The following is a 14,571-nucleotide window of genomic DNA, read 5'->3' as shown; positions in this document are numbered from 1 at the left end:
GCTTTACGTTCTTCAGAATAACGTGGCATGAATGCTCCTATGCCGCCCCTGATTGGTTAAATTCAGGCGAAATCGCCAACTGGACAACTAGGCTGACAGAGGGGGAGAACCTGCTTTGCAGGTTTTCGCGGCTAAAGCGCGCGACTACATTATTCGTGCAATAGGTAGATAAAGACGACCACCTTCAAATAACTGTCATCAAATTGAGATTAAACCGCCATTAAAACGTACTAGCCTAGCGCACAACTTCGACGCTGTTTACAGGCACTGTAAGGATCATTAAAGATGAGTCAGTTTGAACTAAAGGATGAACAAAACCACCCTCGGCCTCAAGTACCCGAGTTTACTCAGATGATAGAGAAGAGTATAAGCCGACGTCGTTTTTTAGGGGGGACTGCCGCCCTGGGTGCCACCGCCTTCTTTAGTGTATCGCCACTTTCTCGCGCCGTGGCGGCGGCCACTGGCACCAGCCCGTTACTGGGTTTTAGCGCCGTGCCTACCAGTACCGCCGATACCTTTGTGGTACCACCAGGATATAAGGCCGAGCGCTTGATCTCCTGGGGCGACCCTTTGTTTTCTGGTGTGGCAGACTTTATTGATGGCGGCGGCAATACGGCCACCGACCAGTTGGGGCAATTTGGTGATAATAATGACGGCATGAGCTTTTTCCCGCTCGACGACCACACCGCCATTCTGGCCATCAACAACGAATACTGTAACTACGAACTGATGTTTGACCATCAGGGCAAAGAAATGTCTGCAGCTGACGTGGAAAAGGCTCAGGCGGCTCAGGGCGTGTCGATACTGACCTTGAAGAAAAGTGCCCAGGGTTGGCAGGTAGAAAAAGACGGCCAGTATAATCGCCGCATTCATGCCAATACCCCCATGGCCATCAGCGGCCCCGCCAAAGGCCATGCTCTGCTGCAAACCCAGGCCGACCCCAAAGGCGAGCGCGTGTTGGGCACCTTCAATAACTGCGCCAACGGCATGACGCCCTGGGGCACTTATCTGACCTGCGAAGAGAACGTGCACGGCTATTTTGGCAGCAAAGATCAAGTGAACATCACTCCCGCCCAGGCACGCTATGGCATAGGCCCCGAAGACGCCGGCTGGCAGTGGCACCATTTTGACGAACGGTTCGATTTGGCGAAAAATCCCAACGAATGCAATCGCTTTGGTTGGGTCGTAGAAATTGACCCGCATGACCCCACCTCCACGCCGATAAAGCGCACCGCTCTGGGTCGCTTCAAGCATGAAAACGCAGAACTGGTAGTCGATAAAAGTGGCCACGTGGTGGTGTATTTGGGTGACGACGAGCGCGGCGAGCATATTTATCGCTTTGTAAGCCGTAACAAGTACGATCCCGATAATGCCGCTGCCAACCGGGATTTACTCGATGAAGGCACCTTATACGTAGCACGCTTTAACAGCGCCAGCGACGGTGAGCTGTCGGGCACCGGCGAATGGTTGCCCCTGCTGTTTGGCGAGCAAGGCCTGACGTCCGAAAACGGCTTTGCCAGCCAGGCCGAGGTACTGATTCATGCCCGCCTTGCCGCCACTCACTTGGGCGCCACCACTATGGACAGACCCGAGTGGGTAGCCGCTCACCCCACCGAGCCCATGGTGTTCTGCACCCTGACCAACAACAAAAATCGCGGCGTGGCAGACAATCAAGCGGTTAACGGGCCTAACCCCAGAGCCGAAAATAACTACGGCCAGATTATTCGCTGGCAACCGAGCAACGGCCGCCATACCGACGCCACCTTCAACTGGGATCTGTTCTTGCTGGCCGGTAACCCCACCGTACATAAAGACAACCTGTATGCGGGTTCAGACAATATCAACGCCGACAACATGTTCAACAGCCCGGATGGCATTGGTTTTGACAAGGCCGGTAGGCTGTGGATTCAGACCGACGGCAAATACTCCAACCAGGGTGACTTTGCCGGTCAGGGCAATAACCAGATGCTGTGTGCCGACCCGGCAACCGGAGAGGTACGGCGCTTTTTAACCGGGCCCATCGCCTGCGAGATCACCGGCCTCGCCTTTACCCCGGATAATAAAACCCTGTTCGTGGGAGTACAGCACCCGGGAGAAGACCTGGCGGGTTCCCACTTTCCGCTCGGTGGCGATCATACCCCCCGCTCCAGCGTGATGATGATCACCCGCGAAGACGGCGGCATCATAGGTAGCTGATAAAAAATGGTGAAGGGTGAAGGGTGAAGTGCAAAGAGCGAAGGGATAAATCTAACCACTCACCTCCCCCTTCACTGTTTTAAGCCGTCTTCCTGATGAACATCAGGATCTCGGTATATCTTTTAGCTGGGCGCTATTGCCCTTCACCCTTTATGCTTCACACGCTGTTCTCTGAGCCTAACCTGGCTTCGCGAAAGGCAGCCAGCTTGTCATCAATCAGACTGCGGGTCGCTTCGGCATTATCTTTAATGCTGCCATCAAACACCTTTAACCCATCCAAAACCTGGGTGGCTTCGCCATAGCCCTTATCAATCGCCTTGGTAATGGTCGATAAAAACTGCGCTACCTGCTCGTCCTCTGCCATGTTGGGGTTTTGTTTTTGAAAGGTCTCAAAAAAGCCCAGCGCCCCCTCCACGATCCGCCCTGCGGTCTTTTCCGGTGACCAGTAATCATCCGCCTGACCAGCCATTTTTTCGGGAGTAATGGCATGGTCTTCACCCAGCTCGGCGTTCAGCTTTTCCATGATCTCGCTATAGAGAATATTCATGGCCTTATCATCGCCCTGCCCGTTATTACCGAACATCGCCTGCACTATGTTTTGATTGGCACGCGCTTTCAGCTCTGTGCTCGAAGCGGTAAATTGTGCCTGTTGCACTTGTTGTTCGGTTTTTTCATTCGCCTGCACCTGCTGCGAGTCAACACGACGGGATGGCGTCGCCTGACTGCCGGTAATGGGAGAAACGGCCATAATCCAACTCCTGTGCTGTAGAAATATGCCATCAGCCAACGGGCTGCAATGAACAGGTTATCGGCAGCAAACACGCACTCCTTAACCTGAATGCCTGATTGCTGTTAATCTAGAGCCAATATACTGCTGCCAACATAGCAAGAAGGACTCATTATGCAATACCGACCACTGGGCCAAACCGACATTCAGGTAAGCTTGATTGGCTTGGGTACCATGACCTGGGGCGAGCAAAACAACGAAGCCGACGCCCACGCGCAGCTCGATATGGCCGTCGATCATGGTATTAATCTGATTGATACCGCCGAAATGTACCCGATCCCGCCCCGCGAGCACACCCAGGGCGACACCGAGCGCATGATTGGCCGCTGGTTGCAGGCCCGAGGTCAGCGCGAGCAACTGGTGATTGCCACCAAGGCGGTGGGCCCATCACGCAATCCAGTACGACCGTCGTATTTTCGCAACGGCCAGGCCAAACTCGATCGCACCAATCTTGTTCAGGCGGTAGACGACAGCCTGCGCCGGCTGCAAACCGACTATATCGATCTGTATCAGCTGCACTGGCCCGATCGCAGCGCCAACTACTTTGGCCAACTGGGCCTGGAACAGCTGGAGCAAGAAGACACCGTGCCCATAGAAGACACCCTGCGCGCACTGGAAGAATTGGTGAACAGTGGCAAGATCCGCCACATTGGCGTGTCTAACGAAACGCCCTGGGGTGTGCATCAGTATTTAAAACTGGCAGAACAGGCCAACCTGCCACGCATTGCCAGCATTCAAAACCCCTACAACCTGCTCAATCGCAGTTTTGAAGTGGGCTTGTCGGAATTCAGCCTGCGCGAGCAAGTCGGCTTACTGGCCTATTCACCGCTGGCGTTTGGCATGCTGACCGGCAAATACCAGAACGGTGCCCGCCCCGCAGGTGCGCGTTTAAGCCTGTATGACCGTTTTCAGCGCTACCTGAACCCGCGCGCCCAGCAAGCCAGCGCCGCCTATGTTGCCCTGGCCCAAGAGCATAATCTTACCCCGGTGCAACTGGCGCAGGCATTTGTAAACACCCGCCCCTTTGTTACCAGCAACCTGATTGGTGCCACCACTATTGAGCAGCTCAAAGAGAACATCGACAGCGTAAATGTCACCCTGAGCCCAGAGCTGAGAGCAGCCGTAGAAGAGCTGCATGAAGCCATGCCAAATCCGGCGGTATGACAAACACAAAGCGTTACGCTGTAAGCCGTACGCGATACGTCACAGGAAAATGCCTACCCGAGAAACGGGCGTAAGGCGTAAATAATAGGCTGCACTGACGTTACCTGCTCAGCGCAGCCTAAAAGTGATCAATGAACAACGGCCGTCTTGTTTAATGTAAATCAGCCAGTTTTACATTCTTCATTTCCAATGCCTGGGCGATGTCATACATCGCCTGGTTAAGAATTTTATGGGTTACCTTATCCTCCTCGTAACTCGCCTTTGCATGAATATCTGCCATCACCTGATTATGCAGCTTGTTAGAAACCGCCTTATCAAACAGATAGCCGCTCCAGAAGGTACCGTCCGGCGCAGTGCCTGCCTTTACCAGTGCTTTGGCTAATTCCACCCCCATGAGATCGGCTGGTTCGGGCATGCTGATACCCGCTTCACTGGCACGTTCAAGGCTAAATTCGATAACCATATCCATACCACTTAAAAAGGTATTCACCTCATCTTCGCCATATTGCTTGGTCAGCTTGGCCACCTCGGCATTCACCGTCTCCTCGCCCAGCATGGCGACCAAGGCGTTGGCAAAACTGAAATTATCGGCACCGCCACCCGCTTTAACCAGTGCCGCGGTCACGGCCAGTGCCGGCTCGCCGGTGTAGATAGCACCACCAAACATGTTCATCGCAGACTGCTGCTGTTGGGGCTCCATTGAGTATTCGGCTGCAACGGCCAATATAGAACCGGCAGAAAATACCACCACAGTGGCCGCTAAAAGCAGTGCTTTCGGTTTCATTGTGTTGGTTTTCATCATTGTGGCTTTCATCAGTATTCTCCTTCGGCTGTTGCAAATGGCGAAACAACGACCTGCTCAAACCGATTTGATCATTCCCCAACGAACGAGTTCGGTCATGACATGTGAGGTAACCGCCGCACAGCGTTTACCCGCAAATTCAAAGGTATCAGACGCCTGGCTCTCAACTTGCTGCACCAAATCCTTGCGCAGCATTTCGCGAGCCCGCGACAAACGCTTTTTAATGACGGCCTCGGTAAGTTCCAAACAAAAAGCGCTATCCACTACTGACATGCCTTCTACCGCACGCAGCATGAACACGCTGCGGTAAGCTTCAGGTAAGCGCCGGATGGCCGCCTCCAGCAGATGCTTCATTTCTTGCTGGCAGGCAGCCATTTCCGGACTATGTTTATCGGCCATAGGTGACCCTGCCTGGCTCCCCTCACATTGGGTGCGATGCAGAAAAGTGATCTTCTCGTCCAACGAGACCTCTGGCCGCCGTCGGCGCTTGCAACTGATCGCCTGATTAATCACGATTCGTGTCAACCACGTTTTGAGTGATGCACGCCCCTGATAAGACTCCATATGCCTAAATGCGCTTAAATACGCCTCCTGCACCGCTTCTTGCGCCCAGTGTTCATCGTCAAGTATCCCTCTTGCGGCACGAAACAACGCCCGATTGTGGCGACGTACGATAAGTTCAAAAGCCGCTCCATCCCCCAGGCGAGCTCGCTCCAGCAAACTAACATCGGTTAACTCGGCAAGTGGTATCGCTACGGCGGCTTTTGAATGGGTCATCACTGGCTCTCCATCACTGTTTTTGTGTTCGTAACTTATTAGACGCAACAGGTTTAAATGGGTGACATGTATTTTTAAAGGCTACCCCTTATTATGCACGCTGAATGTGAGTGTGCTGATTTAACAGTACTTGGCGATAAAAGTGATAGACCTGTGCGACGGTTGTTGCAAATGGGACAGACACACGCTCAAGTCTTTCAATCCACGCGCTCGCGGGGAGCGCGATCTTTCTGGTTCAAGGCAAATGACCTTGAAGATATGTTTCAATCCACGCGCTCGCGGGGAGCGCGACGCTAACCGCCGATGACCTGGCGGCCTTTCGTCAGTTTCAATCCACGCGCTCGCGGGGAGCGCGACTTACGCGCCGAAGATGCCGGCCGTATTCACTGAGTTTCAATCCACGCGCTCGCGGGGAGCGCGACGCGCCAGCACTTCTTTACCCTGGGTAACGTGCTTGTTTCAATCCACGCGCTCGCGGGGAGCGCGACCGGCACCGTTGTGCCCGCTGTTGATGGCGTCACGGTTTCAATCCACGCGCTCGCGGGGAGCGCGACGCCACACCCCGACCAAAGAACAATCTGATATTATTGTTTCAATCCACGCGCTCGCGGGGAGCGCGACCGGCACCGTTGTGCCCGCTGTTGATGGCGTCACGGTTTCAATCCACGCGCTCGCGGGGAGCGCGACTTTTGTACTGACAGGCTAAAGCTTCAGCCATTTAAGTTTCAATCCACGCGCTCGCGGGGAGCGCGACGTATGGCAGGTGGCACCCGGGACCGTATTGATAAAGTTTCAATCCACGCGCTCGCGGGGAGCGCGACGCGGCGGCGCGGGAAAATCGGGGCATGACGCCTCCTTGTTTCAATCCACGCGCTCGCGGGGAGCGCGACGGCGTTGAGCTGTCAGACAAAGAACAGTACAACCGTTTCAATCCACGCGCTCGCGGGGAGCGCGACTTGGTCATATTTTGATGCTCCTAATGCAACCATGGTTTCAATCCACGCGCTCGCGGGGAGCGCGACGCGAAGCGCTGGCGGGTGTCGTCCACATCGGTCTGTTTCAATCCACGCGCTCGCGGGGAGCGCGACTCCCGCCTTTGGGGCCAGTTTTCAGCCACTTGCCTGTTTCAATCCACGCGCTCGCGGGGAGCGCGACCAAAATCAAAGTGGGGCCAGTGGCCCCAGTTTAGTTTCAATCCACGCGCTCGCGGGGAGCGCGACCGCGGTAGTATAAGTTATTAAAGAGCTTAAGGAAAAAGTAAGATTTCCGCTAACTAGACTTAACTCGAGTTGTTTAATCGTGCTCTTCATAGGGCATGAAGAAAAAACAAATAATTTCAGTACCTTACTGTTCCGCTAACGCACTGGGGTTTGCATGAGAGCCGAAGGTTAGCGCTTTATATAATTAAAGGATCACGCAAAGGATCATCTACCGGTTTTGCGCCAAAATGATCCACCTTTTGCTTACCGTGTTTACCAAGCATATAAAACCTTAAACTGTCCTCTTCCGAGTTATAGATGTCTAACAATGTAGACTTCAACACCACAAACTGTGCCGGATCAACCTCGCATTCAAAAACCGAGTTTTGAACGCGAATGCCATAGTCCAAACACGTTTTGGCAATATTTCTTAACCTTCGCCGGCCATCAGAAGTGATAACACTCACGTCATAAGTCACTAAGATAAGCATCATTTCACCAAGTAAGGTGTGTAAAACTCAGTATCGCCACGAATATGGCGAGCCAAAAGCATGGCTTGGCAGTGCGGTAACAAGCCAATGGAAACAGACTCTTCCAAGTAAGGATGTTTAACCTCTGCTTGCTTACGCTCTTGATAGGCCGTTAGCAATTTTTTTCTAGCCTCATCTTTTAAGCGCACGGCGCCGCTTGCTTCCGTAATAAAATCGTTAAGCTGAACCTGCTTTCGGTTGATTAATGTCAGAACAAATCGATCTGCCCAAATAGCACGGAATTCTTCTAATAGATCCAAGGCAAGACTTGGTCTCCCTGGCCTGTCTTTGTGTAAAAATCCAACAAATGGATCTAAACCAACACCATACAAGGCTGATACGCACTCTTGAGTTATGAGCGAGTAAACCAAAGAAAGTAATGCGTTAACAGGATCGATAGGCGGTCGCCTGACCCGACCATCAAAGGTAAAAGTGCTACCTCTTAGCAACTCGTTAAATACAGAAAAGTAGTTACTAGCAGCTTCACCCTCAATCCCCATAGTTTGCGCAACATTGCAGCTATGCTGCACACTGCGTAAGCTATTTTTTAATCTAGCTGTAGATTTTTTAAGCTCATTGTTTTCACCATGGTTACGCAACTCACGCATTAACACTGATCTGCTATTAGCAATTTTGGCCGCAACAAATAAACTTGCGAGCTGATTTGATTTTTCAGGACAATCAGCCCAGCGATACTGGGTTCGGCGTAGCAAAACATTCCCCGTTTCTCGTCCCTTCACTCGTGCTAAAAAACGTCCAAACTCGGTATAAAAAGCGATACCTATCCCTTCACCCGCACAGTATCCCATTAAGAACGGTGACATACTGACTTGGCCAAAGCACAAAATATTACCGATAGATAAGGATGGAAATTGAGCGAGCTTCTCATCACCCAGCTTAATAACCAGCGTTTCCCTTTCTTTATGCAGGTAGGTGCCCTGCCTAGTGACATAGAGTGTGTTAAGGAGTTTCTTCATCTGATTCAAACAGCTCCTTAATGTAGGTGACAGATTTATCCTTACGAAAAGTGTCCGGCTGGCAAAGTTCAACTAATGAGCAGGCTCTACATCTTTTTCTATTGTCTGTAGGAGCTGGGGTTTTGCCAGAAACCCTCACGTCATGTGCACCTTTGATTACTGCTTGCGTTGTTTGTCGTAAAGCCTCATCAAATACAACAGGAACACGACGGCGTAATTCCCAATACCAGATAGCGCCTTCACTCACTGTTACGTTGCGCATTTCTTCAATGCACAACGCTTGGGCACAGAGCTGAATGCGATCCCAATCATCTTTTTTCGGTTTACCGCGTTTGTATTCAACAGGGAAATATTTATGTGGTTCTTCTAAATGCACTTCTAATAAATCCATTTTCCCTGTAATCAAATATTTATCTGAACGTAGTAATACAGAACGCTCGTAGCGAATACCCTTGCGCTGCTCCGACTCGCCGCCGTCTACACGTTCGTGTAGACGGCGGCCATCGGCAGTAAAATAATTTTCTTCCCAAGCCTGCTCTACATGAATTAACGAAAATTGCCTTGGGCAGTAGGCATAATGTTGTAAGGCAGAAATGGGAAGAAAATAAGTATCCATTTAGAACACCTCTTGTACTGAAACACCTTCTGGTAAGTTTTGAGCAACTTCAATTGCATAATCAGAAAAACGGCGCGCTGGGCTGCCATCTTCACCGTCTTTGCGTGAAACTTTAACCAAATCAAATAGTTTGTGTGCAGGGGCGTTACCCATAGCATTATCGTGCTTAAATACTACCAACTTACGGGCTGCCATTTCGCCACGCGCTGCTGAACGGTCATGCTCAAACATATTAGTCAAGGAACGCCATAGTAGCTGAAGGTCATCTTCGGAAAATCCTGTTTGCTTAGCTAATTTCGCTGATATAAAGCCATGCACACGGTAAAGTCCGTAAGGCACGATATGCTTACGCCCAATGGTGCGTTCTTTTTCTAGGTCTTTCTCATTAGTAACCGCCATACGTGTAATAGATATTTCCATAGGTACTATGGGGTCAATAGAGGTAGCGAAGGCTAGTTGAATAGGACCACGTACTTGACCAGCGTTAATCTCAGTCGTCATTACTGCACCAAAAGTACGGACATCAAAAAAGTTAGCACACATCCAAGAGGTTAGTTCACGAGCTTTAGCCACATCCTTAGGCAATTTTTTTGCCTCATGCTTTATCTCAAGCGCCTCATAGGCCTTTTTATGCTGATTGTTGAGTACAGATTTTTCCTGTAGATAGATGTCAAAACCCGCAGTATTTTCTTTCTCTAGCGCAACATAGTTACGAATTTTTCGCTTTAAACAAACGTCTGTAACTAACCCCTGGTTGGTTTCAGGATCAAGCCTTGGCAAATTACCCGCATCTGGATCGCCATTCGGATTACCATTCTTTACATCAAATAGATATACAAACTCATAGCGGTTGTTGATAGCAGTCATTATTTTTTATCCTCAATTAAGTTCTCTACTTCACTCGTCTCTTTCTTAGTAAAAAAAGCTTGCTTTTGCTGATAATAACCCAAAGCAAACTGCCCTTGTGCTTCTATGCGTAAACTTTTAGGGAAATCAGATTCAAGGTTGTCAATCACTTCACCTAGAATTTTTTCACGATTAACCGCAAGACCTGGTTTGTCTTTACGCACCTTAGCTAAATGGTTTTGTGTATTACGCAGTAGCACAGGAAAAATATGTGCAGGGGTGGCAGATGCGGCACCGTAGTAACGATCACGTATTGTAGCGCTAACATCCCCGCCTAATGCATCTTGCTGTATTTTTTCTAGCGTAGAGAATAAGCGGCCAAGCAAATAACCAGGCTGCCTATTAGTAGTGTCTAAACTCACGGGCATTTCTCCTTTAGAATTGGAAGTATTAGTTAAACGAGCTAATCGGGTGATGGCGGCTTTTATTAGTGCAACTCTTAAACCTGTCACTTGGCCATCAGCCCGAAAACGCATTAATAGATTGCTTACTAAGCTATAGGGGTAAGCATTACCTGTTAGGACTGCTCGGGTTACTTCTCCAGCTAGCATTGGTGATATACGATCTTCTTTTGGCTCTTTTTTATTTAATTTTTTATTGAAATAATAAGGTGCTGTTTCTTGCAACAAACGCCAAATAGCCGGTGGGGTTCGCCAAGGCAGTGGCTCTATTCGTAAGTCTTCATAATGTTGAGCAAGACGCTTAGCAAACACTTGCAAAGAATCTGCTTGCCAATAACGAATAGAAAGGCGGGCAGCATTGGGCGCTAAGCCTAAAATGTATATCTGAATATCATCCGTTAGCTCTTTGTTTAAGTCTGTTAATGGCCGGCCTTGACGAACAGCATCTAAAGCTCTTTTAAGCTTTTCTGCTTCTTGTTCATCCTTAGCTTCAGGGTCAATAAAAGCAGCGAACAGATCTTCACCTGCATCTACTGATACTTGTGATTTAGCTTCTGCCCAAAAAACCACTGTTGCATCACCTAGCTGCAACCTTTGCCGATTACTAACATCGCGGCGTAAAAGGTAGTTAAGCGCTGTGGTATAAGCAAAGGTTGCTTGTTCAGAGACTGGCGCATTAGCCCCCTGCTCTTTACCGTAAGATTCAAAAGCATTTTTATTGAAAGATACAATACTAGCCCCAGCAGTTTGAGCGCCATTAACATTTTTAATATTCGTATGAATACGCTCAATTTTTGCAGGTAAACCACTAACAAGACAAATACTTTGCTGTGTTTCACTCGTACCTAATAACAGTTTATCTCTTATATTTTTTGCTGCTTCACGCTCATGCAAGTAACATAAGTCACCGTCTAAGCGAAATACTAAGTTACTATCAATCAAGGTTTCACTTAACGGCTGAAGCAAAGGGTTGCTTTCAAAGCTTTCTGACTCCCAGCTATTCAAAAAGGTTGAAAGAGCTTGCAGCCCTAGATCATCACTTTCTTTTAGTAGTTCAAGATGAAGCTTAACAAAGGCATCATGCTCTTCTTTAAAACGTTTGCTAGTAAGACTTACACCTAGCACATAACTGGATTTGTCCCAATAGATATTGGGTGCTATGCCTGAGGTTCTCGTGCCTTGCTGTGGCACAATAAAATGCCTTGGCCTAATTTTTTTCCACTAACATCACGTAAATCCTCTATATCGACTAATTTACCACTGCTGCTTATAACCAGTGCGTAACTTATGGGTGCTGTCGCATAGCCAATGGATGCTACCTTCTCGTTTTCTTCTAACTTTTCATAGTAGTCACTCAAAGCCGCAAGTATCATGACTTCACCTCTGATGCTAAAATCTCAGGTACTTCTATCAAACCATCACGCATAATCGCTCGATAAAATAAAGGTGTATTGTCGTTTGCAAAGTCAATGTCGTGCAGCATCCAACCTAAGTCTTTTTCACCTTTTAACTCTGGTGCTGAGTCAAGCTCTTGGTCATTTTCCACTAATTCAAAATAGGCAGGAAATTCGCGATTCCCCATACAGGGCATATGAAAATATTGCCCTCGTTTTGCACGACGATTAAATATATCCAGGTGCTTTCCTGCATTATCATCTGTGCCAGCTTGGTCTGTTAGCTCAAAGTGTGCCGTTATAACATAAGCAACGTCACGTAGTAGAGTTGTAGCGCGTTGCTGACGATCCTCTTCAATAAATTTAATAACACCAGCAGTGCTTTTTTCTTTTATTCCTTTGGTAATGCTATTAGCAGGCAATTTAGCTCCTAGCTCATTACGCCGAATTGACTCAAAACGGATAGGTTTTAATACTTTAATGCTGTCAATTACCCAGCGTATTGCTGGTTTCCAATGAATAGCCTCCAAAATACCACGTGCCGCAGAGGGTGTTATAACATCATAAGAAACACGCTCCGCTTTCATTTCAGGTCGAGTAAAACAAGCTCTATCACCCCAGATTAAAAGTTTTATTCCATAGTTCATATTGACCTCATTAACTATTAAATTACGCTACTTTGTGCTTGTATAAACACTGGATTACCCCAGTGCAAACCATAATCAGCACTGTATAGATCTGGGTTTTCAAGCCGCATAAACTGCTCACCAAAGCGTTCCTTACCTACAGCATAGAGTGCACCATTTTTTTTCAGCTCTTTAAATGCTCGCTCAGGTATTTGCACTAAGTAAGTTTGTAGTTTTTTTGCAGCTGAAGGGGCGTACTCTAAATCTTTGAGTGCAGCTTCTATTTCTGGTTGAACTCTGTTAGTGCCAGGTATAAATGGCACTATAACTGGCAGCATATTAGATTCTATAAATTTAAACTCTTGCGCTATCTTTTCAAAAGGTAGACTTACTGGGCATGAACTTTTCAATAATCCCAAGAGATTTTTAGCATCTAGTTCTTGCTCACCTTTTTGCCAATAAAGCTGCTTAAAGTAATCTTCAACTGCTTCTAAGCTTAATAAATCCTCGCCATGCTTACGCGCAACACTACGAAAAACTTGGGCAAACTGTTTTAATTCTGGCGGTGGTGCCCAGTCTTCATTTTCAGTCGCAAAAACACGCGTTTCACTTTTTTTTATATCCCTTATACCTTCACGGTTACAGCGGCCAGCCGCCTGAGCGATAGAATCTAATCCTGCTTCTGCCCTTAATACCAAAGGAAAGTCAACATCCACCCCTGCCTCAATTAATGAAGTGGAAACGACCCTACAAGGCTTACCAGATTTTAAGGTTTGACGGATTTCCGCTAACACTTCACTACGGTGTTTAGCATACATAAGTGTTGTGAGGTGAAAGGTGCCAGGCAAGTGTGCTATCGCTTGATATAAAGATCTGGCATGACGGCGGTTATTAACGATACACAATAACTGATCATTTCCTTCAAACTCTGCTGCCAGCTCTTCATCTGTCAATGCACCAATATGCCGAACATTCACACGCCTTAGTTTTTCATACAACTCTATAGGATTTGGAGCTAGTTCCCTTACATTTTCAAACCCATCGAAAAATCCTTGCTCTTTATTTAAAGCAGGCTGAGTAGCAGTGCATAGTACCAAGCTAGTTTTATAATTTAGGGCGAGTTCATCTAATAATGTAACGCATGGGCGTAATAAATTAAGTGGCAGGGTTTGCACCTCATCTAAAATAACCACACTGTTAGCAATATTATGAAGCTTTCTACAACGGGAAGGCCTGTTGGCAAATAAGCTTTCAAAAAACTGTACCGAAGTGGTTACTATGATTGGTGCATCCCAATTTTGCATGGCTAACTGGCGTTTTTCTTTAGACTCAAGCGCTTTGCTTTCATCATCTTCAAATGCACTGTGGTGTTCTAAAACTGCGTCTTCACCTAGCTCACCAAAAGCCCCACGAAAAACTGCCGCATTTTGCTCAACGATGCTAGTAAAAGGAATAACATAAATAACCCGCTTCATACCATGCTTAATAGCATGCTGCAATGCAAAAGATAAGGAGGTTAAAGACTTCCCACCACCCGTGGGTACGGTCAAAGAAAACAAGCCAGGAGATTGTTCTGCTTGTGCTTGTACATGCTGCAATATATCGCGGCGCAACTGCTTAACTTGGGTGTCTGCCTTGAAGCTATTCAGTAATTTATCTAACCTATTATTCAACTCGACAAGGCTAGGGTAAGTGTAGATATCTCTTAAAGGTTTATTCTCCACTTTCCTGTAAAAATTATCTGTATCAATAAAATCCGCATCGACTAGGCAAGAGAAAATCATTCGAGTTAGCAGGCTTAATTGAAAAAGACCGCGATCTTTTTTTGCTATAAAACCAGCAGGAAGTTTTAGTTGATCGACTAAACTTAGCTCTTGCTGCCAGATTTCATGCAACTGAGGAAGATCTGCTAACAATCGTGATTCAAGACTTGTTAACTTTTGTTTTTCTTGAGCTTTACCATTAGCTAGACCGGCATGATGACCAGCAATGGTGTAGGCTAAAAGTAGGCCGATTTGAGGGTAAAGCTCTATCGCTTTTTTAGCTCCCCAAGTTGAGTGATCAACACGAGCACCACCTTCAAGCCATCCCTTTAAGCAATCACGTATAACGTATGTGGAATTCACTTCCTACTCCCTTTAGCAACATTGAAACTTCAGTCAGTAGCTGATCTTTTCTCCAGGAAATAAAGCTGCG

Annotated in this window: 13 protein-coding genes and 1 CRISPR repeat array; of the genes, 2 read left to right on the top strand and 11 right to left on the bottom strand. The window is 47.8% G+C overall.

Annotation, left to right across the window (positions count from 1 at the left end; all coding sequences use genetic code 11):
- Positions 1–285: 285 nt before the first annotated feature.
- Positions 286–2,196 carry a PhoX family protein gene (locus IEW52_RS14910; protein ID WP_188630877.1) on the top strand — a complete coding sequence of 637 codons (1,911 nt, stop codon included), beginning with the start codon at positions 286–288 and terminating at the stop codon, positions 2,194–2,196.
- A gap of 157 nt (positions 2,197–2,353) precedes the next feature.
- On the opposite strand, the gene IEW52_RS14905 is transcribed toward IEW52_RS14910, so the two are convergent.
- Positions 2,354–2,944 (bottom strand): DUF5610 domain-containing protein, encoded by a 591-nt coding sequence (locus IEW52_RS14905; RefSeq protein ID WP_188630876.1) that lies wholly within the window; start codon positions 2,942–2,944, stop codon positions 2,354–2,356.
- A gap of 153 nt (positions 2,945–3,097) precedes the next feature.
- On the opposite strand from IEW52_RS14905, the gene IEW52_RS14900 reads away from it, so the two are divergent.
- On the top strand, positions 3,098–4,147 hold the full coding sequence (locus tag IEW52_RS14900; protein WP_188630875.1) for an NADP(H)-dependent aldo-keto reductase: 1,050 nt from the start codon (positions 3,098–3,100) through the stop codon (positions 4,145–4,147).
- 151 nt (positions 4,148–4,298) lie between these two features.
- On the opposite strand, the gene IEW52_RS14895 is transcribed toward IEW52_RS14900, so the two are convergent.
- The 10 genes from IEW52_RS14895 to cas3 all read right to left on the bottom strand — a co-directional run bounded on the left by IEW52_RS14895 (position 4,299) and on the right by cas3 (position 14,501).
- Positions 4,299–4,961 carry a hypothetical protein gene (locus tag IEW52_RS14895; protein ID WP_188630874.1) on the bottom strand — a complete coding sequence of 221 codons (663 nt, stop codon included), beginning with the start codon at positions 4,959–4,961 and terminating at the stop codon, positions 4,299–4,301.
- A gap of 45 nt (positions 4,962–5,006) precedes the next feature.
- Complete coding sequence (locus IEW52_RS14890; RefSeq protein ID WP_188630873.1) at positions 5,007–5,726, bottom strand: RNA polymerase sigma factor; 720 nt, start codon at positions 5,724–5,726, stop codon at positions 5,007–5,009.
- A gap of 194 nt (positions 5,727–5,920) precedes the next feature.
- A CRISPR array of direct repeats spans positions 5,921–6,946; the repeat unit is 32 nt; unit sequence GTTTCAATCCACGCGCTCGCGGGGAGCGCGAC.
- A gap of 176 nt (positions 6,947–7,122) precedes the next feature.
- Positions 7,123–7,419 (bottom strand): CRISPR-associated endonuclease Cas2, encoded by a 297-nt coding sequence (gene cas2 / locus IEW52_RS14885; RefSeq protein ID WP_373286237.1) that lies wholly within the window; start codon positions 7,417–7,419, stop codon positions 7,123–7,125.
- Positions 7,416–8,432 (bottom strand): type I-C CRISPR-associated endonuclease Cas1c, encoded by a 1,017-nt coding sequence (cas1c, locus tag IEW52_RS14880; protein ID WP_188630872.1) that lies wholly within the window; start codon positions 8,430–8,432, stop codon positions 7,416–7,418. The genes cas2 and cas1c overlap by 4 nt, the downstream gene beginning before the upstream one ends.
- Positions 8,416–9,048, bottom strand: coding sequence for a CRISPR-associated protein Cas4 (cas4, locus tag IEW52_RS14875; RefSeq protein ID WP_188630871.1), 633 nt, complete (start codon positions 9,046–9,048; stop codon positions 8,416–8,418). The genes cas1c and cas4 overlap by 17 nt, the downstream gene beginning before the upstream one ends.
- Entirely contained in the window at positions 9,049–9,915 is an 867-nt protein-coding gene (gene cas7c, locus IEW52_RS14870; RefSeq protein WP_188630870.1) for a type I-C CRISPR-associated protein Cas7/Csd2, read from the bottom strand.
- A complete protein-coding gene (cas8c, locus tag IEW52_RS14865) occupies positions 9,915–11,546 on the bottom strand; it encodes a type I-C CRISPR-associated protein Cas8c/Csd1 (protein WP_373286236.1) in 1,632 nt (543 codons plus the stop codon). The genes cas7c and cas8c overlap by 1 nt, the downstream gene beginning before the upstream one ends.
- Positions 11,513–11,728 (bottom strand): type I-C CRISPR-associated protein Cas8c/Csd1, encoded by a 216-nt coding sequence (locus tag IEW52_RS15965; RefSeq protein ID WP_373286235.1) that lies wholly within the window; start codon positions 11,726–11,728, stop codon positions 11,513–11,515. Before IEW52_RS15965 ends, cas8c begins: the two co-directional genes overlap by 34 nt.
- Positions 11,725–12,396 carry a type I-C CRISPR-associated protein Cas5c gene (gene cas5c, locus IEW52_RS14860; protein ID WP_188630869.1) on the bottom strand — a complete coding sequence of 224 codons (672 nt, stop codon included), beginning with the start codon at positions 12,394–12,396 and terminating at the stop codon, positions 11,725–11,727. The genes IEW52_RS15965 and cas5c overlap by 4 nt, the downstream gene beginning before the upstream one ends.
- Before the next feature lie 17 nt (positions 12,397–12,413).
- Complete coding sequence (cas3, locus tag IEW52_RS14855; protein ID WP_188630868.1) at positions 12,414–14,501, bottom strand: CRISPR-associated helicase Cas3'; 2,088 nt, start codon at positions 14,499–14,501, stop codon at positions 12,414–12,416.
- Positions 14,502–14,571: the final 70 nt, after the last annotated feature.

This window comes from Oceanisphaera marina (assembly GCF_014643915.1).
GTDB classification, from domain to species: Bacteria; Pseudomonadota; Gammaproteobacteria; order Enterobacterales; family Aeromonadaceae; genus Oceanimonas; species Oceanimonas marina.
The sequence above is the reverse complement of the archived record's forward strand: the minus strand, read 5'-3'. Positions and strand labels throughout refer to the sequence as shown.